This window comes from Pseudotabrizicola alkalilacus, from assembly GCF_003443995.1.
Taxonomy (GTDB): domain Bacteria; phylum Pseudomonadota; class Alphaproteobacteria; order Rhodobacterales; family Rhodobacteraceae; genus Pseudotabrizicola; species Pseudotabrizicola alkalilacus.
On sequence record NZ_QWEY01000014.1, the window covers coordinates 1 to 25,495 of the forward strand.

19 protein-coding genes and 3 pseudogenes are annotated in these 25,495 nt (G+C 61.6%); 18 read left to right on the plus strand and 4 right to left on the minus strand.

The features are described 5' to 3' along the window. Positions 1–281: 281 nt before the first annotated feature. The 10 genes and pseudogenes from D1012_RS19085 to D1012_RS19125 all read left to right on the plus strand — a co-directional run bounded on the left by D1012_RS19085 (position 282) and on the right by D1012_RS19125 (position 11,032). Entirely contained in the window at positions 282–962 is a 681-nt protein-coding gene (locus tag D1012_RS19085) for an SOS response-associated peptidase (RefSeq protein WP_118155735.1), read from the plus strand. Next, the gene (locus D1012_RS19090; protein WP_233517188.1) at positions 946–1,581 is read left to right on the plus strand and encodes a hypothetical protein; all 636 of its coding nucleotides are present in this window, start codon (positions 946–948) and stop codon (positions 1,579–1,581) included. The genes D1012_RS19085 and D1012_RS19090 overlap by 17 nt, the downstream gene beginning before the upstream one ends. After that, the gene (locus D1012_RS19095) at positions 1,508–3,007 is read left to right on the plus strand and encodes a Y-family DNA polymerase (RefSeq protein WP_118155736.1); all 1,500 of its coding nucleotides are present in this window, start codon (positions 1,508–1,510) and stop codon (positions 3,005–3,007) included. The genes D1012_RS19090 and D1012_RS19095 overlap by 74 nt, the downstream gene beginning before the upstream one ends. Further along, positions 3,004–6,405 (plus strand): error-prone DNA polymerase, encoded by a 3,402-nt coding sequence (locus D1012_RS19100; protein ID WP_118155737.1) that lies wholly within the window; start codon positions 3,004–3,006, stop codon positions 6,403–6,405. The genes D1012_RS19095 and D1012_RS19100 overlap by 4 nt, the downstream gene beginning before the upstream one ends. Positions 6,406–6,783: 378 nt before the next feature. Then, positions 6,784–8,148 (plus strand): MATE family efflux transporter, encoded by a 1,365-nt coding sequence (locus D1012_RS19105; protein WP_118155738.1) that lies wholly within the window; start codon positions 6,784–6,786, stop codon positions 8,146–8,148. Then, positions 8,145–8,567 (plus strand): glyoxalase superfamily protein, encoded by a 423-nt coding sequence (locus D1012_RS19110; protein WP_118155739.1) that lies wholly within the window; start codon positions 8,145–8,147, stop codon positions 8,565–8,567. The genes D1012_RS19105 and D1012_RS19110 overlap by 4 nt, the downstream gene beginning before the upstream one ends. Before the next feature lie 247 nt (positions 8,568–8,814). Then, positions 8,815–9,168, plus strand: a pseudogene (locus D1012_RS23280) (helix-turn-helix transcriptional regulator); the annotation flags it as partial. 78 nt (positions 9,169–9,246) lie between these two features. Continuing rightward, the gene (locus D1012_RS23055) at positions 9,247–9,708 is read left to right on the plus strand and encodes a hypothetical protein (protein ID WP_233517189.1); all 462 of its coding nucleotides are present in this window, start codon (positions 9,247–9,249) and stop codon (positions 9,706–9,708) included. Positions 9,709–9,839: 131 nt separating this feature from the next. Further along, positions 9,840–9,989: pseudogene (locus D1012_RS19120) on the plus strand (IS110 family transposase); the annotation flags it as partial. Positions 9,990–10,099: 110 nt separating this feature from the next. Continuing rightward, entirely contained in the window at positions 10,100–11,032 is a 933-nt protein-coding gene (locus D1012_RS19125; protein WP_118155741.1) for an IS5 family transposase, read from the plus strand. A 163-nt stretch (positions 11,033–11,195) separates the two neighbouring features. On the opposite strand, the gene D1012_RS19130 is transcribed toward D1012_RS19125, so the two are convergent. The 3 genes from D1012_RS19130 to D1012_RS19140 form a co-directional block, all read right to left on the minus strand. Further along, positions 11,196–12,575, minus strand: a complete 1,380-nt coding sequence (locus D1012_RS19130) for an MATE family efflux transporter (RefSeq protein ID WP_118155742.1) — start codon at positions 12,573–12,575, stop codon at positions 11,196–11,198. A 102-nt stretch (positions 12,576–12,677) separates the two neighbouring features. Continuing rightward, positions 12,678–13,409: a GntR family transcriptional regulator gene (locus D1012_RS19135; protein ID WP_233517190.1), complete on the minus strand. Its 732-nt coding sequence runs from the start codon at positions 13,407–13,409 to the stop codon at positions 12,678–12,680. Between the two features lie 21 nt (positions 13,410–13,430). Beyond that, complete coding sequence (locus tag D1012_RS19140) at positions 13,431–14,681, minus strand: enolase C-terminal domain-like protein (protein ID WP_118155744.1); 1,251 nt, start codon at positions 14,679–14,681, stop codon at positions 13,431–13,433. Positions 14,682–14,840: 159 nt separating this feature from the next. Between D1012_RS19140 and D1012_RS19145 the strand changes: the two genes are divergently transcribed. From D1012_RS19145 to D1012_RS19180, 8 genes are all read left to right on the plus strand, one after another. Beyond that, positions 14,841–15,944 carry an ABC transporter ATP-binding protein gene (locus D1012_RS19145; protein ID WP_118155745.1) on the plus strand — a complete coding sequence of 368 codons (1,104 nt, stop codon included), beginning with the start codon at positions 14,841–14,843 and terminating at the stop codon, positions 15,942–15,944. Further along, positions 15,941–16,936 carry an ABC transporter permease gene (locus D1012_RS19150; RefSeq protein WP_118155746.1) on the plus strand — a complete coding sequence of 332 codons (996 nt, stop codon included), beginning with the start codon at positions 15,941–15,943 and terminating at the stop codon, positions 16,934–16,936. The genes D1012_RS19145 and D1012_RS19150 overlap by 4 nt, the downstream gene beginning before the upstream one ends. A 13-nt stretch (positions 16,937–16,949) precedes the next feature. Continuing rightward, a complete protein-coding gene (locus tag D1012_RS19155) occupies positions 16,950–17,831 on the plus strand; it encodes a carbohydrate ABC transporter permease (RefSeq protein ID WP_118155747.1) in 882 nt (293 codons plus the stop codon). Between the two features lie 32 nt (positions 17,832–17,863). Next, entirely contained in the window at positions 17,864–19,432 is a 1,569-nt protein-coding gene (locus D1012_RS19160) for an extracellular solute-binding protein (protein WP_233517191.1), read from the plus strand. An 87-nt stretch (positions 19,433–19,519) separates the two neighbouring features. Next, positions 19,520–21,862 carry a heparinase II/III domain-containing protein gene (locus tag D1012_RS19165; RefSeq protein ID WP_118155748.1) on the plus strand — a complete coding sequence of 781 codons (2,343 nt, stop codon included), beginning with the start codon at positions 19,520–19,522 and terminating at the stop codon, positions 21,860–21,862. 37 nt (positions 21,863–21,899) lie between these two features. Beyond that, complete coding sequence (locus D1012_RS19170) at positions 21,900–22,235, plus strand: cupin domain-containing protein (protein ID WP_118155749.1); 336 nt, start codon at positions 21,900–21,902, stop codon at positions 22,233–22,235. A gap of 118 nt (positions 22,236–22,353) precedes the next feature. After that, positions 22,354–23,097, plus strand: coding sequence for an SDR family NAD(P)-dependent oxidoreductase (locus D1012_RS19175; RefSeq protein WP_118155750.1), 744 nt, complete (start codon positions 22,354–22,356; stop codon positions 23,095–23,097). 118 nt (positions 23,098–23,215) lie between these two features. Further along, entirely contained in the window at positions 23,216–23,959 is a 744-nt protein-coding gene (locus tag D1012_RS19180) for a ribonuclease activity regulator RraA (RefSeq protein ID WP_118155751.1), read from the plus strand. 176 nt (positions 23,960–24,135) lie between these two features. Here D1012_RS19180 and D1012_RS23335 read toward each other — a convergent pair. Beyond that, positions 24,136–25,446, minus strand: a pseudogene (locus tag D1012_RS23335) (integrase core domain-containing protein). Positions 25,447–25,495 lie beyond the last annotated feature (49 nt).

Sequence of the window (25,495 nt, forward strand, 5' to 3'; positions counted from 1 at the left end):
GAGTGATCCGCTGCGGAAACCTCTGTCGAGCCCCAAAGCTGACCGACTCGATGCCCCCTCCGCTATGTGCTCGGGGCACATCTCAGCAGTAGCCTCGTCTCGAGGTTCCCCCAGTCCCAGGTCAGTGCAAATTCGTTTGTCGCTAATCCTGACTGTTGCGCGACCCGCCTCATACCGCCGTCGCTCCTGGCCCGCCGGTGTGATCCTCCTGCCTCTCTCAGGACTGGACAAGTTCCCCGAATGTTCGCACCCTTGGGGCTTCCCGATTCCGGACCCCGCCGATGTGCAATTTGTATTCCCAGACCAAGAGCCAGGACGCGATGCGTCATGTGTTTGACGCGATCATCGAGGGGGGTGAGGGGTTTGACGACCTGACCGGCAACCTGCCGCCGATGCCGGGGATCTGGCCGGATTACCCGGCGCCGGTGTTTCGCCATGGGGCTCAGGGCGGCTGGCAGCTGTCGATGGCCCGTTGGGGCATGCCGACGCCACCGCAGTTTCTGACAGGCAAGCGCACTGATCCCGGCGTGACCAATATCCGCAACCTGGACTCGCCACATTGGCGGCGCTGGCTGGGAGTGGAGCATCGCTGCCTTGTGCCGTTCACCAGTTTTGCCGAGCCGGACAGCCGCCCCGGCCCCGGCAAGGGCAAACCGGTGTGGTTCGCCCTTGGCGAGGACCAGCCGCTGGCGTTCTTTGCGGGCATCCGCACCGACTGGACCTCGGTGCGCAAGCTCAAAGAGGGCGAGGTGACGGTGGACGCCTTCGGGTTTCTGACCTGCGCGCCCAACCGCGAGGTGGAGCGCATTCACCCCAAGGCCATGCCCGTTATTCTGGTCCGCCCCGAGGAATGGCGCATCTGGCTGACCGCGCCGATCGAACAGGCGCTGCATTTGCAACGCCCCCTGCCGGATGGCGAGTTGGACATCGTGGTGGAGGATGCGCGTGACGACCCTGCATGACCTTGCTCCCCGCCCGCCTTCCACCGATCCGTTCACCCTGACCAAGACCCGGGTGCATGAGGCCGAGGGCCCGGGGCGGCGCAGCTTTGCGCTGTTCCAGACCCTGCGCCATCCCGGCGCAGTGCTTTGGGTGCTGCCCGCGCATGAAGCGCAACGGCCGATGCTGCGCGGCCTGCCTGCGGGCCTGTCCGAGCGGTTGCTGCTGCTGACCCCCAAGAGCGAGACGGATCTCTTGTGGTGCGTCGAAGAAGCCTTGCGCGCGGCGCCCGTCGCACTGGTCATCGCCGAGCCGCAACAGCTCTTGTCCCTGACCGCAGGGCGCCGATTGCAACTCGCGGCAGAGGCCGGGCGGACCACCGGGCTGATGCTGATCCGCGAGGATCACGGCAGCTCTGCCACCGAGACGCGCTGGCACTGCGACCCTGTATCTGCACACGTTCCCGTGTCCCGGCCTGCGGCACATACGGCAGCGGACTCGACTTTGCACCGCTGGGCCCTTAGTAAGAACAAAAAGGGAACAATTGGACATTGGGTATTGAACTGGCATGGCGCGTCGGCTGCTTTCGATCTGGTTTCCGAGACTGGCGAGCGACGCCAGCCTGCGGAACCGGCCCGTTGAAGGGCCGTTTGCGCTGACCCATCAGTCGGGCAATGCCGATCATCTGCACTGTCTGAACCCTGCCGCGGAACAGCGCGGGCTGCATCGCGGCATGCCGCTGGCAGATGCCCGCGCGATCTGCCCGGATCTGTCCACCCGCCCCGCCGATCTGGCACGTGAAGCGGCAGCATTGGCCAGTCTGCGGCGGTGGGCCAGCCGCTATGCCCCGATGGTCGCCAGTGACGGGACTGATGGGCTGATGGCCGACATCACCGGCGTCGCGCATCTGTTTGGCGGCGAAGGGGAGATGCGCGCGGATCTGCACGCCCGGCTGGACCGCGCCGGGCTGTCGGTCAGCAGCGCGATTGCGAGCACGCGTGGTGCGGCTTATGCGCTGGCCCGCCATGGCGGCGGGATCATTGCCGATGGTGCGCTAACGCAAGGCGTTGGCCGCTTGCCGGTCTCCGCGCTGCGCATCGACCATGCCACCGCGGAGGCACTGGCCCGTGTCGGCTTGTCGCAGATGCGCGACCTGATCGCACAGCCCCGAGCGCCGCTGGCCCGCCGCTTCGGCGCAGGCTTGGTGCTGCGTCTCGACCAGCTTCTGGGCCATCAACCTGAGCCGGTTGCCGCAGGGGCGGAGCCGCCGCATTTCGGGGTGCGGATGACCCTGCCGGAACCGATCGGCCTGCAGTCCGATGTGATGGCAGGCCTGTCGCGCCTGCTCGACCGGCTCTGCGCCACGCTGACGCTGCATCACCACGGCGCGCGCCGCCTGCGGCTGGAGTTGCGCCGGGTCGATCACGGCACGGTGCAGGTCGAGATCGGTCTGGCACGCGCCATGCGCGATCCGGTCCGCATGGCAGCTTTGTTCGCCAAAGGCGTGGATGAGGTCGACGCAGGCTTTGGCATCGACGCGATGCGCCTGTCCGCCCCCATCACCGAACCGCTGCCACCCGAGCAGGTCGGCAGTGGCCCGGTCCTGCGGCATGAGGATGCCCTGGCCGATCTGATCTCGCGTCTTGGCAACCGGATCGGCTTTGACCGCGTGCTTAGAATGCAGCCCGCCGACAGCAAGATCCCCGAGCGCAGCTTTCAGCTGGTCGCTGCGGCTTGGTCCGAACCGGTCGCCGCCCCGCCCCGGCATGGCCCGGCGCGGCCCCTTACGCTGTTCCCCCCCGAACCCGTCAGCCATGCCTCCGGTCATCCGCCGGCGCAGTTCCGCTGGCGGCGGATGCGCTTCACCACCCTGCGCGCACAGGGACCGGAGCGGATTGCACCGGAGTGGTGGTTCGATGATCCAGCCTGGCGCAGCGGTATGCGCGACTACTGGCGGATCGAGACACGCGAAGGCCCGCGCCTGTGGCTGTTCCACACCCCACAAGCCCCGGATTGGCCCGCGCCCGCAGGGGCGCAAAATTGGTGCGTGCAGGGGGAGTTCATATGACCCATTATGCCGAGCTGTGCGTGACCTCGAACTTCACCTTCCTGACCGGAGCCTCCCACCCGGAGGAGTTGGTAACGCGGGCGGCAGAGCTGGGTCTTAGCGCCATCGCCATCACCGACCGCAACTCGGTGGCGGGCGTGGTGCGGGCGTTTTCGGCACTTAAAGAGCTGGCGCGGCTGCGTGATGAGGCATTGGCCACCGATCAGGCCGCGCAGGGCGGGCCGAGCATCCGGTCGCAGCACGTCACCGACCATTCCAGCCGCCAGACCGTGCCGCATTTCAGCGGGGCCACCGCCGCCCCGGTCCTGCCCGATACGCCTTTGCCCCGGCTGATCCCCGGCGCGCGGCTGGTGTTCACCGACTCAAGCGTCGAATGGCTGGCCCTGCCAACCGATGTCGCGGCGTGGTCACGGCTGACGCGGCTGCTCTCCCTGGGCAAACGCCGCGCGCCCAAGGGCGACTGCCACCTGCAACGTGCCGATCTCTTGGACTGGGGCACAGGATTGATCCTGATCGCCCTGCCGCCCGACCTGATGGAAGCTGATGCCCGACAGGTTGCCGCCACCCGTGCCGACATGGCCCGCATTGCAAAGGCCTTTCCCGGCCAGTGCTTTCTGGGCGCCGCCCCGCATTATGATGGCCGAGACCAGCCCCGGCTGGACCGGCTGGCGACCCTTGCCCAAGGCGTCGCCCTGCCGCTCGTCGCGGTCGGCAACGTGCTGATGCACCGCGCCGCACGCCGCCCGCTCGCCGATGTGCTGACCTGCCTGCGCATCGGCTGCACCATCGACAACATCGGCCAGCACCGTCTGACCAATGGCGAGCACCGGCTGAAGCCCGGAGCCGAGATGGCGCGGCTGTTTCACCGCTATCCCGCCGCGATCCGGCGCACGGTCGAGATCGCCAATGCCTGCGCGTTCCGGCTGGATGAGTTGCGCTATCAAAACCCCGACGAGGCTCTGGATGGCGAACCCGCGCAGGCGCGGCTCGAGCGGTTGACCCGCAACGGGCTGAGCTGGCGCTATCCCGACGGCGCCTCGCCCAAGATCATCGCCCGCGTCGACAAGGAACTCGCCCTGATCCGCGACGTGGACTATGCGCCGTATTTCCTGACCGTGCATGACATCGTGGCCTTCGCCCGCGCGCAGGGCATCCTCTGCCAAGGACGCGGATCGGCGGCCAATTCGGTGGTCTGCTACCTTCTGGGCATCACCGAAGTGCCGCCTGAATCCATCACCCTGATTTTCGAGCGGTTCATCAGCAAAGAACGCGGCGAGCCGCCGGATATCGACGTGGATTTCGAACATGAACGCCGCGAAGAGGTGATCCAGTGGATCTATGAACGCTATGGCCGTGAATGCGCGGGCCTGACCGCCACCGTGATCCATTTCCGCTCCCGCGCCGCCATCCGCGAGGTTGGCAAAGTCATGGGGCTGAGCCAGGACGTTGTCGCCCGCCTCTCAGGCCAGATCTGGGGCTGGTCCTCCTCCGCCCCCGGACAGGACAGGATGCGCGACGCAGGGCTGGACCCAACCGACCGGCGCATGATGCTGACCACGCGGCTGATCGGCGAGATCATCGGCTTCCCACGCCATCTGTCGCAGCATGTCGGCGGTTTTGTCATCACCCAAGGCCGCCTCGATGAGCTCTGCCCGATCGAGAACGCCGCGATGGAAGATCGCACCATCATCGAATGGGACAAAGATGACATCGACGCGTTGGGGCTACTGAAGGTGGATATCCTCGGCCTTGGCATGCTGACCTGCATCCGCAAGTCTTTCAAACTGCTGGAGGATCATCGCGCGATTAGGATGGATCTGGCCACGCTGAAGCCTGATCGTGGACAAGAACCCCGCACCAGCCCCGACAGTGTTCAGCGTGAACAGGTCTATGACATGCTGTGCCGCGCCGATGCCATCGGGGTGTTTCAGGTGGAAAGCCGGGCGCAGATGAACTTCCTGCCCAAGATGCGGCCCCGGCAGTCTTACGATCTCGTCTGCGAGGTTGCCATCGTCCGCCCTGGCCCGATTCAGGGCGGCATGGTGAACCCGTTCATCCGCCGCCGCATGGGGCTGGAACCTGTCGAAGACCTTGGCCCTGCCATGATGGAGGTGCTGGGCCGCACCTACGGCGTGCCGCTGTTTCAGGAGCAGGCGATGCAGATCGCAGTCGTAGCCGCGGGCTTCACCCCGTCCGAGGCCGATCGCCTGCGCCGCAGCCTCGCCACCTTCAAACGTATGGGCACCATCGGCTCCTTCCGCGACCGCTTTGTCTCCGGCATGCTGGAACGCGGCTATGACGCCGATTTCGCAGCCCGCTGTTTTGCGCAGATCGAGGGCTTTGGCAGTTATGGCTTTCCCGAAAGCCATGCCGCCAGTTTTGCCCGGCTGGTCTATATCTCCGCCTGGCTCAAATGCCATCATCAGGCGGTGTTCACCTGCGCTTTACTGAACTCCCAGCCGATGGGCTTTTACGCCCCCGCCCAACTGGTGCGCGACGCTCGCGATTGCGGGGTCGAGGTGCGGCCGGTGTCGGTGGATCATTCCCAGTGGGATTGCACACTGGAACACCGTGCTGACGGGGCACTGGCCCTGCGGCTGGGGTTCCGCCAGATCAAGGGACTGCGGGAGGAAGATGCCAACTGGATCACCGCCGCGCGCGGTAACGGCTACCCAGATGTCGAAAGCCTGTGGCGCCGCGCCGGGGTGCCGCCGGACACGCTGGAGCGGCTGGCCGAAGGCGACGCCTTTGCTGCCCTCGGCCTGACCCGTCGAGACGCGCTCTGGGCCGCCAAGGCTTTGCGCGCGCCTGCCCCGCTGCCACTGTTCGGCCCGGATGGGGAAGGGGGCGTCGAGCCTTCGGTCACTCTGCCGCGCATGACCCTCGGGCAAGAGGTGATCGAGGATTACCTGGCGCTGCGCCTGTCCTTACGCGCCCATCCGATGGAACTCTTGCGCCCGCGTCTGGCCGAAAGCCTGCCGCACAACCGGCTGCCGGAGGCCAAGGGCCGTGTCACCGTCACCGGCCTCGTCATCACCCGCCAACGCCCCGGCACCGCCTCCGGCGTGATCTTCCTGACGCTGGAGGATGAGACCGGCACCGCCAATATCGTGGTCTGGAAAAAGGTCTACGAGACCTTCCGCAAAGCAGTGATCTCCGGTCGCCTCGTCCGCGTGCGCGGCCGGATCGAACGCGACGGTCCGGTCATTCACCTGATCGCGGAGCATGTCGAAGACGTCTCGCGGCTGCTGACCACCCTCGGCCGCCCGGTGATCATCCCGTCCAACGACGGGCGGGCGGATGAGACGAAACGTCCGGTCATGGGCCGCGGGCAGTCGAGTGCCCGCCATCCGCGCGAACAGGCCAAAAAGCTGTTCCCAAGCCGGGATTTTCATTGAGGGGGAAGGCACCAGAAAGACGTGAAGGGCGGGAAGTTGACTCAGTGCTGCGCAGCATCGCAAGCGCAGCATCCCTCTAAAGCAGTCGTTCGCCGGCTGTGTCGCTCCGCTCTCCAGCGTCGTGCGTTCGAACGAACAGGCCCCAAAATTGCGGCTCCTACCAAGTCAGCCAAATGCAGACGCAACAGAAATATCCCGCAGCTTGACGGCATTGCCATACGGCGCTAGTGAGCGAACAAGGTGCCGGGCACCTGCCGCCTGCGGACGCAAGTCACGGTGAAGCCCGGATCGCGACGACATCTCACCCTCGAAGCATTTCGCGTGGTGGGCAATGCAGGCTCCCATCTCTTTTGAAATGCCTCATGAGAGGAGTGGGCGATGTCTGTCCGGCACGCTGTTCTACAGGATAATCCGTTTCTGACCGCCCCCATCGGGCGGCTGTTCTGGTCAAATGCCTTGCCGATGGCCGTGGTCATGTCGATGGGCGGCATTCTGAATGTGGTCGACGGGATCTTCGTCGGCCGCTTTATCGGCCCCGAGGCGCTGGCGGCGGTCAGCCTTGCCTTTCCGGTGGCCATGGTGCTGACGGCGCTTGCCACGCTTGTCGGTGGCGGCATGTCCAGCTTGATGGCCCGGCATCTGGGCGCGGGCCATCGCGCGGCGGCCGGTCGCATCTTTGCGGGTGCGCATGGGCTAGTGCTGGCGATCTCGGCTGGGGCAATCGCATTCTGGGCGCTGATCGGGGGAACCTTCGTTGAGGTCATGGCGGGCGAGCCTCGGGTTGAAGGCTTGGCGCAGGATTATCTGCGGATATTGATCCTCGGCGTGCCAGTGCAGTTGTTGCTGGGTCTGCATGCCGATGCCCTACGCAATGAGGGGCGGGGCAATGTGATCGCGGGCCTATCAGTGCTGGTGAACCTGATCAATATCGGCGCGAATTGGCTGGGGATCGTGGTTTTGGGCCTTGGCATCGCGGGGTCGGCGCTTGGCACCGTGGCGGCGCAGGGGATCGGGCTGACCTTGCTGATCGCAATCCGGCTACGCAGCGGTGGGTTGCTGCCCTTGTCGGTGCTGCGCCAAAGCTGGCGGGCAGGCTGGTCGCAGATCCTGCGGCTGGGTCTGCCCCTTTGCCTCAGCTTCATCGGCATCGCCGTTTCGGCCAGTGTGGTGATGCTGGCCCTGCGGCTGCACGCCGGGGCAGAGCATGCCCGGCTGGTCGCGGGATACGGAGTGGTGACGCGCCTTCTTGGCTTTGCCTTTCTGCCGCAGATGGCGATTGCACTGGCCACCCAAAGCATCAGCGGCAACAACGCAGGCGCCGGTCGGCCAGATCGCGCGCAGGCGGCGCTGCGGCTGGCGATGGCTGCGGCCTTCCTGTGGTGCTTGCTGGTGGCGATGATCGGGTTGGCCGGAGGCCATACGCTGGCCGGATGGTTCAGCGATGATCCTGCGGTGACCGCCGCCGTCGCGCAGTTCCTGCGGCCGATGATGCTTGTCTACGCAGCCTCGGGGCCGGTGCTTGTGATGGCCTTGCATTTTCAGGCGATTGGCCAACCGGGACGAACGGCGGCGCTGACCCTAGTGAAGCCTTGGCTCTTGTCGCCCGCGCTGGTTCTGTCGCTGTCGGCAATCCTTGGCGTGCCGGGCATCTGGCTGGCCTTTCCGCTGGCGGATGTAGCTATTCTGCTGCTTGCCATCGGGATTGGCCGACAAACGTTCGCACTGGCAGGGGGGCAGGCATGACGATCGACGAAGCAAAGGCTCAGGCCAAAGCCCTGCGCGCAGGCTTGCTTACCCAGGGCACCCCGATCAGCCACGCGCAGGCGTTGGAACTGGTCGCCAAGCAGCAGGGTGCCAAGGATTGGAACACCCTGCACGCCCGGCTGGCGCTACGGAATACGCCGCCAGAGCTCGCTTTGGGCGACCGCGTGAGGGGCCGCTATCTTGGGCAACCGTTTGCGGGAAAGGTGGTCGGGCTGTCTGGCCCAGCCGGCCATCGCCAAGTCGAAATCCGCTTCGACGCTCCGGTCGATGTCGTCAAATTCGAGAGTTTCTCGAACCTACGGCATCAGGTCCGAGCCACGATTGACGAGAATGGCCGCTCGCATCGCCACACATCAGACGGCGTGCCGCAATTGATCGTGCAAAGGGAAGGCGGATGATGGGAATTTGCACCGAAAGCGAGATTATGGACAGATGTTGCCTTGCGGCAAATGATCGGTTGGTCCCATTCGTGGTTTAGACCAAAGGGTTTTCGTTCGGCAATCGCCAATGTCTGGTTTAGGTAAACGGCTCGGCGGCCTGAAGGCGACCTGTCCGGCAGCTATGGGCCGACTTCGGCCTTTCAACCGGCCGAAGATGTCAGTATTCTTTTGCAAATCTGATCTCAAAATAGCAAGAAATCCTTACATGTCTGCGTTGCCCTTAATTGCTCAAACCCGGCGTTCTCGAGGGATTACACAGGCTTATCTTGCTCTCGAAATCGGGGTCAGCATCCCAACGGTCCGGGCTCTCGAGCTGGGTGAGGGCAATTTGCGGACTATGGGCCGAGTTTTAAAGGCACTCGATCTTGGGTGGGGGTGGGCCCGGCAAGGTGGGGATGCGGCTGCCTTGCTTAAGGTGCGGCGGCGCAAGAAAGGTTTCAGTCAGGCGGCCTTGGCTGAAAGGGTAGGGTGCTCGCGTCCGACCGTAATTGCCCTTGAGAGAGATCTTTCGGGCAGTATATCGATTTTGCTTTCCGTCCTGACGGCCCTTGGTCTTCGTGATCCGCTTCGCAAGCTTGACGGGCCTCGGTCGGGCGGCCTTGTCCCCGCGCCAAATGTGCCAACACGGGATTTGGTCATGACGCCCGCACCCCTTGCCGCTGCCGTCATTGCTCATTTCTCTGGGCGACTTGAGGGGAGCATTCTGGATCCTGCCCGTGGTCAGGGGGCCTTCTTTGACCAGTTTCCAGCGCATCTGGACGCGCACTGGTGTGAACTGGCCGATGGGCGTGATTTTCTTGAATGGAGTGCGCCGGTCGACTGGATCATCACCAACCCGCCCTGGTCGCGCCTTCGAGACTTTACTCGGCATGCGATGGCCGTAGCTGAGAACATTGTTTGGCTTGCGCCAATTGTGAATATGACAACGAAGGCGAGGCTGCGTGACCTCGACGAGTTTGGCTTTGGTGTTGCCGAACTGCTGCTGATCGACACGCCGAAGTCTTGGCCGCAAAGTGGATTTCAGCTTGCTGCGGTGCATTTGAAGAAGCGACATCATGGAGACTGGCGGGTTTTACGATTGGCATCGCCAGCTGGATGACAGTAGAAAAGGTCGCAGGGGGCTGTGCCTCATTCGGCGTAGTTTGCAGTGATATACTCGCAGCGACCACCAGGGATAGAAAGCACTCATGAACAGCAACTGTCATGATGCACCGTGGGCGTTCGACATGGCTGAGAACATGGGCCGCACAGGTTGCCCGCCGCCGTGGCGCAAAGCGCGCCATGGTCGCCTTGGCAAGACGCATCGGAGTGATCCTTCACCGGATGTGGCTTGATGACACCGACTTCCGGTCCGATATCGCAGTGCTCTATGCGGCCTGACGACCTTAGTTCCCAACGGTTGCCTGCCTGAACGGAGGTCTTCGAGGGGCTTTGTTGCGCAAATACGGTGAAGGATTCACTCAGTGAATCCAGCGTTGTAGCTGTGATGCATGAGCAGACCTAAGCCCCCGACCTACCGCTCCACGAACTGGCATGACTACAACGCTGCGCTGGCGAGGCGCAGGTCGTTGTCGATCTGGTTCGATCCTGAGACGCAATGGCTGGCCGCGCCGACCGGCAGGCGTGGCCGTCAGCCGGTGTTCACCGACGCCGCGATCCAAACGTGTCTGACGCTGAAGGCGCTCTTCGGCTTGCCGCTTCGGCAAACCACCGGGAAGGTGGCAAGCCTGCTGGAACTGGCCGGGCTCGACTGGCCGGTGGCGGATTTCAGCACCCTCTGCCGTCGCCAGAAGACGCTGACCGTCCACATCCCCTACCGGCCCAGCACGGGCGCGCTGCATCTCCTGATCGACAGCACAGGCGGGAAAGCCGAAGGCGATGGCGAGTGGCTGGCCAGGAAACATGGGCCGTCCAAGCCACGGGACTGGCGCAAGGTCCACCTCGGGATCGATGCGGAGACGCTGGAAATCCGGGCCATTGAGATCACCGGCAGCCGGGTCGGCGATGCGCCCATGCAGCCCGACCTGCTGGACCAGATCCCGGGCGATCAGTCCATCGGCATCGTCACCGCAGATGGCGCCTATGACACCCGCGCCTGCCACACTGCTATCGCGGAACGCGGAGCAGCCGCCGTCATTACGCCTCGCAGGAGCGGCAAGCCCTGGAAGGAACACACGGCAGGAGCGACCGCGCGCAATGAGGCGCTCCGCAGTTGCCGCCGCCTCGGCCGAGCGATCTGGAAGGGCTGGACCGGCTACCACCGACGAAGTCTGGTCGAGGCCAAGATGCGCTGCCTCAAGCTCCTGGGCGAGCGCGTCCTGTCTCGGGACTTCGACCGACAGGTTGCCGAGCTTCAGATCAGGGCAGCCATTCTGAACCGCTTCACTGCCCTCGGAACCCCGATCACGCAGCGCGCAGGATAGGTCTGTCCAGCGAAAGGGAAGGTGCGGCCGTCACGGGATTTGCGCAACAAAGCCCCCAAGGTCGACAACTGCTCGACATATTAACCCGCAAACGTCCAATCGTCGTCTTTCTTGAAAGACATCCTGCAAAGCGGAGGCACGCAGTACTGTTACCACCTTGTGATTAGTTCGAAATGACTGCTCGCTTCCAGTCGCCGCGCAAGAGGCGCCGATGGAAGGGGACGAATTTGATCAGCTCTTCCCACAAAAGAAAGGACAAGACCCAGACGGCAGAGAGGTCGAAGTAAAAGACCGCCAAGGCGGTTACCGGCACCCTGAACAGCCACTGGGCCCAGATGAAGATGTGCATTACATAGATCGTGTCACCACTGGCCCGAAGGGTATTGCCACAGATCGCATTGGATCCTTTCGGAAATGGCAGAACCAACAAGACGGGCAAAAACGCCAGCATGAGCATCCGTGTCTCGACGTTCAGGTCCGGATACAGGGCGTTTGCTGAAAGACAGACAGTAAGCAGCAGCGCGGCCACCAGACCGGATGCAACGTTCGCGCCGCGCCATGCGCTTTTCAGAAAGCGGTCGAGCACGGCTTCCTTTTTTTTCTGCCCCAGCAGTTGCGCCACGATGATCCCCGTTGCCTGAGCCCACTGCATGCCGACAGTGCCGGTCACCATGATCCACGGCGCGATAAGCGTCATCGCGGCAAATTCGTTCACGGTAAGTTTGGCATAGATCAGGGTGCAGATATGTGTCGCAATCGTCGCGCTTAGAAACGTTGCGGCAATGGGCAGCGAAAAGCCGATATGCCGTTTGAGAGAGCCTGCGAAACTTGCCTGCCGCCATCCGGGGACACGCATCAGATGGCCGTTGATCCGCAAGAACCGCACGGCGAGAAACCCCACCTGAACCACGATTGCAATCACGCTGCCCATGGCCGCGCCGACGACACCAAAGGCGGGCAGCCCCCAATATCCATTGATCAGCATAATGCTGGTGATGACGTTTATCGGCAGTGACAGACAAAAACTGTAAAGCGGTGTTCGGGTTTCACCGCAGCCGTTGAAATAGCTGGAAAGGCATTGCCCGATGGCTTCGCCAAGGATCACCAGCGAGAACACGGCCAGATAATCCTGCGCCAGCTGCACAATTTCAAGCGTCGGTGCCAACCAACCGATCAACGCGCCCCCGAAAACCTGAATAGCGAGCAGCCCGAGAACGCCGACGGCCAGACTGACTGTCATTCCAGAGGCCAGCGCAGATTTTAGAAAGACCGGATCGCCAGTGCCAAAGGCCTGCGCGGTACGGATCTGCATCGCATTGGCAAAGGCCAGAATCGCACCCAGCACGAACCCTGCGATGGCCGCAGCCAGACCCATTGCGGCCAGCGCAGTCTCGCCCAGCGATGCCACCAGATAGGCGTCGATCACGACGGTCCCATGCAGAATGACTGCCTTTAACGTCATCGGCCATGCCAGAGAAAACACATGGCGGGCTGTTGGCCCGGTTGGGAGGTCTGAGCGGTTCGGGGAAAGCGGAGAAGGCATCGGGAAAATGTTCCAAAGGGCGTCGCGGCGGCGACACCAATGCGCGGCAGGCTCTTATGCTGCGATCAGCCGGTTTGAGCGGGCTGGTATCGGCCAGCCGGGTCAGCTGTCCGGCGGCTCAAAGTAATTGGCGTTGGTCACCGAGATACGCTCGATGGTTTTGTCCAGACGGGACAGGTGCAGCATCCCGATCTCGACTGCGCGGACTGGATCGTTTGCTTTCACCGCTTCGGCAATTGCCCGGTGATCTTGGACCAGTTCCGGCATGCGATCTTCTTTCGACAGGCCCAGCATGCACAGGCGATCAACCTTGGCCTTTTCAGCCAGAATAACATCAAAGGCGAATTCTGCCTTTCCGATATGGCAAAGCGTTTCGTGAAAGGCGTAATCAAGAGCGCCGAACCCATCAACGTTACGGTCGACGATTGCCTTTTGCTGCGCGGCAATCGCCGCGTCCAAGCGCGCCGCCCCGTCTGCATCGCAATATCGGGCAGCGTGCCGCAAGACTTCGCCTTCGATTGCGGCGCGCACGAACCGGGCCTTTTCGATTTCCCGCATCGAAAAGCGCCGGACTTCGGTGGCCCGTTGCGGACGGATCACCAACAGATCCAGATTGGCAAGACGGTTGAAAGCATCCCGGACAGGCTGGCGAGATACACCAAACCGGGCGGCCATGTCGGCCTCGGAAATCTTGTCGCCGGGCCTTAAACGCAGAGACAGGATTTCCCCGTGGAGATAATTGTAGATATCATCCATGCACGGCCGACGCTCGTTGGATTGAGGTGCTTGTGCCATCGCGTCATCTCCGTCCGGGGTTAGGGGCGTGCGGGACAATTCCCTGATCCACTGCTGTGATCACCAACGCGGCACCTTGCGTACATAATCCGGTTTGTATTTCAGCATTTCATCCGTGTCGTCCCGGTCTTTGACCATCGCCCGATTATAAAGGTCGTGCAGTTCGGCCACCGCTTCATGATCAAGCTCCACGCCCAGTCCTGGCCCTTCGGGCACCTGCAGGGCACCGTCCTTGAAGACAGGGCGTCCGGAGCTCACAATCTCCTTGCTGGACCACGGATAATGGGTGTCGCAGTCATAGGTCAGACCCGGCGTTGCGGCTGCCACATGGCACATTGCGGCAAGGGAGATTCCCAGATGGGAATTTGAATGCATCGACACGCCCAGACCTGCCGCCCGACAGATTTCACCCAAATGGATGCAGCCCCTTGGCCCGCGCCAGTAGTGGTGATCTGACAGGATGATCTGAACAGCATCTTTCTTGACCGCTTCGATGATCTGTTCGAACTCCACCACCACCAGATTGGTCGCCAGCGGAACGTTGATCTGGGCCGACAGCTCTGCCATCGCATCCATGCCGCGGCAGGGGTCTTCCAGATACTCCAGAATTCCGTCGAGCTGGTCTACGACACGCTTTGCAGTCGGCACCGTCCATGCGCCCATCGGGTCAATGCGCAAAGGGTGTTGCGGAAACGCCTCGCGCAGCTTGAGCATGGTTTCGACTTCGAGATCCGGCTCCAGTACACCGCCCTTGAGCTTGAGCGATCGGAACCCGTACTGGCCGACAAAGTCGCGGGCCTGCGCGACCAAAGCATCGGGCGTCATGACTTCGCCCATGATGTCAGGGCCAAAGGACAGATCCTGCTTGGCGAACTTGAAGAACAAATAGCCCCCAAAGGGAATGGTCTTGCGCACCGCACCGCCCAAGAGGTCATATAGCGGGCGCCCGACGTGCTTGCCCTGAAGGTCAAGGCAGGCCAGTTCGAAGGCGCTATAGACGACATCGACCAGCTTGTGATCCGCCAGCGCAGTCGGGGCATTCACCCCCCCCGCATCCGGCAGAGCCGCTTCGATACGACGGCGCAATTCGCGCAGATTGTAGACATCCAGCCCTTCAAGGGCCAGGGCGGCTGTGTTCAGACCTGCCAGCGTTCGTTTTGCGCCATAGGTTTCGGCCAAACCGACAAGGCCGGTATCCGTCCGCACCTGAATGACAGAGCGCAGGAAAACAGAGGAATGCACCCCCTTTGTGTTCGCAATCGGAACGTCCGGAATCGCAATGGGTGTGACGATGACTTCAAGAATTTTCATTGGTTTCTTCCGTTGCTCGCTCAGACGGTCTACGACTCTCCCTAAACCATTCTAGACTAGTATACCAGAAAAATTACTAGTATACCAGATTAACGGGTCAGGCGAATCGCTTGCCCGGAGTGCTGGCGCGGCGGCGGCAGCATCCACAGGGGAGGTAGTATGGCGGGCGTCAGTCTCACAGGAATCGTGAAAGCCTACGGGGCGCATCGGGTCGTCCATGGAATCGACCTGGAAGTGCAGGAAAAGGAATTTGTTGTCCTTGTCGGCCCCTCGGGCTGTGGCAAATCGACGACCCTGCGCATGATCGCAGGACTGGAGGAAATCTCTGACGGCGATCTGAAGATCGACGGCAGACATGTAAACCGCGTCGCACCGAAAGACCGCGATGTGGCGATGGTGTTCCAGAACTACGCGCTTTACCCGCATCTGAATGTTGCCGACAACATCGCCTTTGGCCTGCGCATCCGCAAGGAAAGCAAGGAAAAGATTGCCGCCTCGGTCAAGGAAGTCAGCGGCATTCTGGGGTTGACCGATCATCTTGATCGGCGCCCGGCCGATCTGTCCGGGGGGCAGCGCCAGCGGGTCGCCATGGGACGCGCGATCGTGCGGCAGCCCAAGGTCTTTCTGTTTGACGAACCACTGTCGAACCTTGATGCCAAATTGCGCACCCAGATGCGGGCCGAGATCAAGCGGCTGCACAAGCGGCTGGGCGCGACGTCGATCTATGTCACGCATGATCAGGTCGAGGCCATGACTCTGGCTGACCGGATTGTCGTCATGCATGACGGTCGGATCGAGCAGATCGGCACGCCGATGGATCTGTTCCTCAACCCCGCCAATACGTTTGTCGCCAGTTTCCTTGGCTCGCCGCCGATGAACATGGTCCGCGCGCGGATCGAGGCGGGCGAGACTTCCCCCGTCGCAGAGTTCGGCGGCCAGCGGGTCACGTTACAACCCCTGCCATCGTTGCGCGATGCCGTTGGGCAAGAGGTGACGCTTGGCATCCGGCCGGAATTCGTGACCTTGGCCGACGAAGGCGTGACAGATCGGGTCCGGCTTGAGGTGGACATCGTGGAAACGCTGGGGTCGGAAGCGTTGATCCATGCCCTGCTGCAAGGTGAACCTTTTGTCATCCGTACCGAGACCGTGGGGCAGAAAACCGTTCTCGACTCCGTCTCGGGCTTTACCATCGCCCCCCGTCTGATCCGCGTGTTCGACGCCAAGACCGGGCAGGCACTGCCCGGGCAGGTGATGACCCAATGAGCAGCGATCCCAATGTCACAGGTCCGCGCACCGAAACGCTGGTCGCAGATGCGAGCGAAGCGCTGCGGCGGCGCAAGGGCAGCCGGGTCCAGCGTGTGGGCGACCACCTGAAGCGGGAATGGCAGCTGTATGTCATGTTGATCCCCACGATCCTCTGGCTGCTGATCTTTCTGTACAAGCCGATGTACGGACTTCAGATCGCGTTCAAGGATTACTCGATCTTTCGTGGCGTGGCGGGCAGCCCTTGGGTGGGGCTGGAGCATTTCCAGACGCTTTTCGGCAATGAACAGTTTCTGCGCGCGCTGAAGAACACGGTGATTATCAGCTTTTACAGTCTGATATTCGGCTTTCCGATGCCGATCCTGCTGGCGCTGATGTTCAACGAGATCCTGCACCAGACCTTCAAGAAAACAGCGCAGACGATTGTGTATCTGCCGCATTTCATTTCGTCCGTGATCATCGCCGGCATTGTGATCACCGCGTTTTCGCCCTCGGCGGGGATCGTCAATACCGTGATGGGGTGGTTCGGGGTCGACCCGGTCTACTTCCTGACCCGACCAGAGTGGTTCCGCCCGATCTTTGTCGGCACCAGCATCTGGCAGGAGGCGGGGTTCCAGTCGATCGTCTATCTGGCGGCCATCGCCGGGGTCTCTCCCACGCTGTACGAAAGTGCGGTCGTCGACGGGGCCAGCCGCTGGCAGATGATGTGGAAAATCACCATCCCCTCGATCCTGCCGACGATCATCATCATGCTGATCATCCGGATCGGCAACATGCTCGAAGTCTCGTTCGAGATGATCATCCTGCTGTATCAGCCCGCCACCTACCAGACCGCCGATGTGGTCAACACCTTCATCTACCGTCAGGGCATTCAGGGCGGCCAATACGATCTCGCCGCTGCTGCAGGTCTGTTCAACGCGGGTGTGGCCTTTGTTCTGGTGATGACCGCCAACACCATCGCGAAACGCTATTCGCGCACGTCACTGTGGTGAGGGGGAATACGCCATGACCAACATGAACCTTTATTCCCGCGGCGACAGAGCTTTTGTCTTCCTCAACATGGTGCTGATCGCCCTTTTCACGATCTCTACCCTGTACCCATTTATCTACATCGCGTCGCTGTCGCTGAGCAGCGGGTTCGAGGCGCGGGCCGGGAATGTCATCCTGACCCCGGTCGGCTTTACGCTGGAGGCCTATAAGCGGGTGCTGGCCGAGCCGCTGTTCTGGGCGTCTTACAAGAACACCTTTATCTACACCATCGGCGGCACGTTGATGAGCCTCGCGTTCATCATTCCGGGGGCCTATGCCCTGTCGCGCCCGCAGCTTTACGGGCGGCGGTTCTGGAACCTGATGGTTGCCTTTACCATGTGGTTCCACGCCGGAATGATCCCGTTCTTTCTGAACATGCGCGATCTGGGCCTGCTGGACAGTTACTTTGGCATCATCATCGGCTTTGCCGTCAACGGTTTCAACATCATCCTGTTGCGCAACTTCTTTGAAGGCATCCCGCAAAGCTTTGAAGAGGCGGCGCGGATGGACGGAGCCAGCGAATTCCAGGTGCTCTGGAAAGTCTACATGCCGCTGTCAAAGCCTGCCATCGCCACGGTCGCGCTGTTTTGCATCGTCTCGCGCTGGAACGGGTTTTTCTGGGCGATGGTTCTGCTGCAGGACGAAAGCAAGATCCCGCTGCAAGTCTATCTGCGCAAGGTCATTGCCGAACTGAGCGATGACGAAGAGTTCGCCAACTCGCTCATGACTGCCGCGTATTCCTTCGAGACGGTCAGTGCGGCCATCATGGTCTGCTCGATCATCCCGATCCTGCTCATCTACCCGTTCCTGCAGAAGTATTTCTCAAAGGGCATCCTGCTGGGCGGGGTGAAGGAATGACGCGGAAATTCGTATCAAGGGAGGAAACCAACATGCGAAACCTAAAGGTGGCACTTGCCATCCTCGGCTCTACCGCCATGACCACGCCGGTCTTTGCCGACAATCATCTGAGGGTCGTCGACACACCGCTGGAGCTGACCATCCACATGCATTGGCCCCGTGCCCAAGGCTATGGCGTGGGGGGCGACACCAGCAAGATCTATCCGGTGGAACAGGCGGCCCGCGAAATGACGGGCATCCATCTGATCGACCGGACATCGGGTCGCAACACGACAAACAACAGCGAGGCGATGAACCTGTTGCTTGCCACCGGCAATCTGCCGGACATCGTGGGCGGCAATGCGATTCAGCAGCCGGTGAACCAGTATGGGCCGGAAGGCGCCTTTGTGCCGCTGAACGATCTGGTCAGGGAACATGCCCCGAACATTCAGGCGTTCTGGGACAACAACCCCGGTCTGATGGAGGCGATTTCCGCCGCGGATGGCAACTACTATTACATTCCCTATCTGCCGGACGGAAAATTTGGCCGGGCGTGGTACATCCGTCAGGACTGGCTGGACAAGCTGGGTCTGGAGCAGCCACAGAACGTTGACGAATACTACGAGGTGCTGAAGGCATTTCGGGAACAGGATCCGAACGGCAATGGCCGCAAGGATGAGATTCCCTATTTCGCCCGCCAGTGGGAAGAGGTGCTGCGCCTGCTGAACCTGTGGGACGCGCGGTCATCCGGGTCGGACACCTATCATGATTTCTATGTGAACGACGATGGCCAAGTGGTGCATCCCTATGCGCAGGAGGCTTATCGCGTCGGCCTGTCCAACATCGCCAAGTGGTATGCCGAAGGGCTGATCGACCCCGAAATCTTTACCCGGGGCGCATCGTCGCGCGATTATCTGCTGTCTGAGAACCTTGGCGGATCGACCCATGACTGGTTCGCCTCGACCTCGGGATACAATATCCCGCTGGCCGAAAAGGTGCCGGGAATGAACTTCATTCCGTTTCTGCCACCCGCTTCTGCCAATGGCGTGCGAATGGAAGAACATCGTCGCATCCCGATCAAGCCAGACGGCTGGGCCATCAGCTATGCCAACCAGCATCCCGTCGAAACGGTCAAATATTTCGACTTCTTCTTTACCCCCGAGGGCCGCAACCTTGCCAACTTCGGGGTCGAGGGCAAGACCTGGGACATGGTGGATGGGGAGCCGGTCTACAAGCCAGAGGTGTTGAACAGCGATCAGGCCGTGAACAGCCAGATGTATCTGGAAGGCGCGCAGATCTTCCGCGGCTTTCCGCAGGATTACCGCTACGAATGGCAATGGACGTCTGAAGCCGCCCGCGAAGGCATCGAACTTTACGAGGCGAATGACCTGCTTATCGACCAGTTTCTCGGCGTCGCGTTCAACGCAGAGGAACAGGCGTTCTATGACAAGTTCTGGCCCTCGCTGCTGACCTACATGCTAGAGCGTCAGCAAGCCTGGATCCTTGGCAGCGGCAATGTCGAAGCGGACTGGGATGCCTATCTCTCCACGCTGGACAGAATGGGCTATGCGCAGGTCATCGAAGTGATGAACTCGGCCCACAAGCGGCAATACGGCGGCTGAGCCGGACCGCTTCGCCGCCTGCCGGACACCGGCGGGTGGCCCCCTTCCCACGCATGACTGCAAGACAGGGCACGAGGAACCACTTTGATGCCGATCGCTTCCCACGACTCAAAAGCCTATCTCGACGAACCCGCTGCCGGGCGTCTCAACATCCAATATGCGCCCGGCCCGGAGGACAGGCTGGCCGAGAACCCGCCCCGGTTCACCTGGCTGCCGGTGGTCGAAGACGAGGCGGCTTATGTGCTGCGCCTGTCGACCGATCCGGAATATCCGGCAAGGGCCACGCGGCTTTTCACCGGTATCTCCCTCAATTTCTTCACCCCCGACACGGTGCTGGAGCCGGGAACCTATCATTGGTCCTATGCGGTCTGGGACCTAAAGACAGCGGCCCCCGCGACCGCATGGAGCGCCAGCCGCAGCTTTGTTCTGGCGGCCGACCTGCCCGCAACACCGCTGCCCGATCGCAAGGCACGCTACGGCGGCGTTGACATGGCCCATCCGCGTCTCTGGCTTGGTCCGAAAAAGCTGGAGGCGTTCCGCGCTGCCGTGGCGGCCGATCCGGCGCATTGCAGCTGGTCCAGTTTTTACGAAAAATCGGTCCTGCCGTGGATGGACCGCGAGGTGATGCGGGAGCCGCAAGGCTATCCGAACCACCAGCGCGTCGCCGCGATCTGGCGTCAGACCTATATCGATCTGCAAGAGCATTGGTATGCCATCCGTCATCTCGCCATCGGGGGCACGGTGACGGACAGCCCGGAAATGCTGGCCCGCGCCAAGGACTGGCTGCTCGAAGCCGCATCCTGGGATCCGCTCCGCACGACCTCGCGGGCCTATACAGACGAATGGGCCTACCGCGTCACCAACGGTCTGGCCTGGGGCTATGATTGGCTTTACGATCAACTGAACGCAGAGGAACGCGCAAAAGTGCGCGCCGCCCTGTTGGAGCGCACTCGCGACATCGCCCATCACGCGATCAAAAGCGCCAATATCCAGCTGTTCCCCTATGACAGCCACGCCGTCAGATCGGTTTCACTGACTCTGATCCCCGCTTGCATCGCGCTTCTGGGTGACGACGAAGAGGGCGGGGACGAGGTTCGGGAATGGCTCGATTACTGCATCGAATTCCTGTTCACCGTTTATTCCCCCTGGGGAGACAGCGATGGCGGCTGGGCCGAGGGCACGCATTACTGGATGATGGGTATGGCTTATCTGATCGATGCCGCAAATCAGCTCAAATCCTTCACCGGTCTTGATCTTTATCAACGCCCCTTCTTTCAGAACACCGCCGACTTCGCACTGTATTGCAAAGCCCCGAACACGCGCCGCGCCTCTTTTGGCGACGACAGCACCATGGGCGATCTGCCGGGCATCAAGACGGCGCTGAACATGCGCCAGTTTGCCGGCGTGACCGGCAACGGCGAATACCAGTGGTATTGCGACGAACTTCTGGGTCTGAACCCCGGCACCGAAATGGCCTTTTACAACTACGGCTGGTGGGACACCAATTTCGATGAAATGACCTACCGGACCGACTACCCGTTTGTCGCCCCCGTGCCGCCCAAAGGTGGATTGCGGTGGTTCAAGGGGATCGGCTGGGCGGGCGTGCAGCATCAGATGGCCAACCCGGACCAGCACATCCAGTTTGTGTTCAAATCGTCGCCCTTCGGCTCGATCAGCCACAGCCACGGGGATCAGAACGCCTTTTGTCTGTCCGCCTTTGGTGAGGATCTGGCGATCCAGTCGGGCCATTATGTGGCGTTCAACAGCACCATGCATCAGGCGTGGCGCCGCCAGACGCGTTCGAAAAATGCGATCCTGATCAATGGCAAAGGCCAGTATGCGGATCGCAACAAGGCCCAGCAGATGCAGTCGACCGGCAAGATTCTGGCGGCAGAACAGCGCGAGGACCACATCTATATCAAGGGCGATGCCACTGCTGCCTATGCGTCGCTGTCGCCCGAAGTCACCTTGGTCGAGCGGGAAATCTACTTCTTCAACAACAGCTTCTTTGTCTTCGTCGATTCGATCGACGCCAGCGAACCTGTTGCCGTCGACTGGCGTTTGCATGCCAATCAACCCTTTCAGCTAGGCCGGACGTCATTTCGCAATGCCGGTGAAAAGGCGGGGTTCTATGGCGAGATCCTGTGGTCCGAAGGCGGGGCCCCGACGCTTGAGCAAGACACCGGGTTTCCCGGGGTCGATCCGGCCGAGTTCGAGGGGCTGCCCGTCAGCACCTGCCTGACCGCCCGGTTCCCAAAAACCGCGCGTCAACGGATCGTGACCTTGCTGGTGCCCTATCCCAAAGACGCGCCGCGCCGGATTTTTCACTTCATCGACGATCAGGGCTACGACGCCGACTTCTACTTCACCGATGCAGAAGAGAACACGTTCAAGGTCGTTCTGAAAAAGCTGGCCGGCACGACCATTTGACCCGCCCTGACCCGAACAGACACCAAGGAGAATCCCGATGGGAGTCATGAATTATTTCGCCGGGACCGAGAGCACGCTCGTCGACCTGGGCGGCGGCATCAAGCGAAAGGTCACCGCCCACAATGACAACCTGATGTGCGTGGAGGTCCACTTTGACACTGCCGCTGTCGGTGCCCTGCACAGCCATCCGCATGAGCAGATCACCTACATCCTGTCAGGCCGCTTCGAGTTCACGATCGGCGACACCACACAGGTGCTGACCGCCGGGGACTCGACCTACAAGCAGCCGCACATCGAACACGGGGCCGTCTGCCTGGAGGCGGGGGTGCTGCTGGATATCTTCACCCCCTGCCGCACAGACTTCCTCGGCTAACCAAGGCCGCGCGGCAAGACGGCACACACAATCATCCTCGGCGGGATTCTCCTGATTCCCGCCGGGCAGAGCTTACTTTGATCGCGCGACGCGCGGTCACCAACCACAAGGACAGATCATGAAACTTCGGGGAAAAACGGCGATCGTCACCGGCGGGGGCCGCGACATCGGGCAGGCCTGCGCGCTCAAACTGGCGTCCGAAGGGGCGAACGTGGCGATCAATTATTTCGCCAGCAGTGCCGGAGCCGAGGATACCATCGCGCGCATCAAGGCGGCGGGCGGCAATGCCATTGCGGTTCAGGGCGATCTGAACAAGCCTGAGGATGTGGCGCAACTGGTCGCCAGAACGGTCGAAGCCTTCGGCTCGATTGATGTGCTGGTCAACAACGCAGGCGGCCTGATCGCCCGCAAGACCATTGCCGAGATGTCGCTGGAGCATTGGCAGGCGGTGATGGACCTGAACCTGACCAGCACATTCCTGACCATCAAGGCCTGCCTGCCACACATGACCTCGGGTGCCATCGTCAACATTGCCAGTCAGGCCGCACGTGACGGTGGCGGCGCCGGGGCCATCGCTTATGCCACCTCAAAGGGGGCGGTCATGACCATGACCCGTGGCCTTGCCAAGGAACTGGGGCCTGAGATCCGGGTAAACGGCCTTTGCCCCGGCATGATTGATACCGATTTTCACAACATCCATACTCCGGATGCCGCCCGCCGCGGGTTCGAGGCTGCAGCCCCGGTGAAACGACAGGGCGTGCCCGAAGATGCCGCCAATCTGGTTCTGTTTCTGGCCTGCGACGACTCGGCCTTTATCACCGGGGCCAACATCGACATCAACGGCGGCATGCTGTTTTCTTGAACATGCGGTTTTCCTGAAGCCGTGGCCAAAGGGGCAGGCCGGACTCATCCGGCCTGCGCATCTCCGACAATAATCGCGCGGCCTGCCCGTCATCGCCCTTCCATCAGAGGATCTGAAAATGCCCAATCCGCAGCCTGCCGAAAGCATTCCTCTGCGCCCGGAATCCCTTTTACTGCTGTCGCGGGCCAGCACGGCAACGGTTGCCACGCTGTTGTTCAAGCGCGGGTATCACAATGCCTATGTTCAAGGGGTCGCACCATTGGCCGCTGGCAAGCCCACCATGGTTGGACCGGCCTATACTCTGCGGTATATTCCGACCCGACCCGACACCGACCCGCTGGATGCCTTTCGAGAACCGGATCATCCACAGCGCGTGGCCGTAGAAGAATGCCCCGTGGGTGCGGTTCTGGTCATGGATTGCCGTCAGGATGCATCTGCTGCGTCTGCCGGGTCCATCCTTCTGACGCGCATGCAGGTGCGCGGAGCGGCGGGCGTTGTAACCGATGGCGGAATACGTGATGCCACAGGTGCTGGCGCGCTCTGTATGCCGGTCTTTGCCGCCAAACCATCAGCGCCGACGAACCTGACGAAACATCATGCCGTGGATATCGGACTGCCGGTCGCCTGCGGCGGTGTTGCGGTCTATCCTGGTGATATAGTGATGGGCGACGGAGACGGCGTGATGATTATCCCCCGTCATCTGGCCGACACCATCGCCGCTGAAAGTGTCGAGATGGAATTGTTCGAAGCCTTTGTTTTGGACGAAGTTAACAGGGGCATTCCAATAATTGGTCTTTACCCACCGACAGATCCCGAGACACTTGAGCGCTTCGGCAAATGGCACACGCAGAATTGCGGCTAGGCGCCCAAAACTGCCGCACTCCTGACTCGGCAATGTATAGTAGAAGAGCGTGGAGTTCTCGGCGTCGATTCAGGACCCAGTCGGCAGTAGGCAGCGCTCACGCGCTGCCCGTCTCCATACGATAGACCGGGATGCCAATCTTGCGAGCTTTGTCGGCCTGACCTGCCACTGAACTTTCATCCAGCCGCGACCGGAGCCAGTAGCTGATTTACGCCCTTCGGCGTGGGTTTAGCAATCGCTCGGCGGGCGGAACTTTCATCGCGTGCAGCAGGACGGGCGATTGCGGTGGTCAGGTGCAGGGCGAAGCCTGCGGGGGTCTGGTAGCCGAGGGCCGAATGGGGCCTTTCGGTATTGTAGTCGGTGACCCAAGCCGCGATCAGGTCGCGGGCATGGGCGAGGTTGCGGAACAGCGTCTCATTCAGAAACTCGTCCCGCATCCTGCCGTTGAAGCTTTCGACAAAGCCGTTCTGCATCGGCTTGCCTGGCGCGATGTAGTGCCATTCGACCTTGTGCTCGGCGCACCACTTCAGGATTGCGTTCGAAGTGAACTCGGTTCCATAGCATGTTGGGAATAGCTCGCTGTTGAAGGTTATGGCCGCCTGCGCAGCCTCCAAAATTGCGCAGCAGGCGGCCATAACCGGGTCTCGGATCTCTATGGTGGTTTTGCGAACCACACCACAGAGGAGACCGGCCATGGCCAAGGTTGAGCATGCTTCGGATGCCCGTGTTCTGGTAGGCATCCGCTGTCCGGCAGCGCATGCGTGCATGCGCGAGAGGGGACATTTCCAAACATCGGCATGAGGTGCTGATCGCCGTTCCCGGCAAGACACGCCGGCGGCGCCTGACGATCACCAACAGCACCGAAGATTACATGCGGCTCATCGCGATCTTGCGAGAATACGGCCTGCCCGTCCGGATCGGCTTTGAAGGCCAAACCATGGGCTTGGCGGCAACTATCATCGCGTGCTGATGTATCATCTGGGTGTCGCCGGGTTCGACCTGAAGCTCGTGTCTTCGGTCGCTTTGGCCAGGACGCGGGAAGCCCTGCACAACAGCTGGGACAAGAACGATCCGAAGGATGCTCAGGTCATCCTGCACATGCTGCAGATCGGCGCGGTGCAGATCTTCCAAGACCCGATGGTGGCCGGCACGAACGACATTCAGGAATTGTCAAAGACACATGATGCCGTGTCGCGGTCCAAGACCGAGCTGTGGCCCGGCATCCTGACCCACTACCTGCCGCTCTACTTTCCCGAAGCCGACCGGTTCCATCGCAGCTCGCGCACCGATTGGTTGCCGTTCTCGTCCTCGAGCGCCTTCAGCCGCTTGGCCTCAGACACCGTCATCCCGGAATACTTCGCCTTCCAGGCATAGAACGTGCCCTCCGACATCCCGTGTTTGCGGCAGAGATCGGCACACTTCGCGCCCGCCTGGTGCTCCTGCAGGATGCCAATGATCTGCTCTTCCGTCAGTCGTGCCTTCTTCATCGTCCGTCCTCTCCATGGGCCGGACTCTAGTCACAGATGGAGGAAAAAT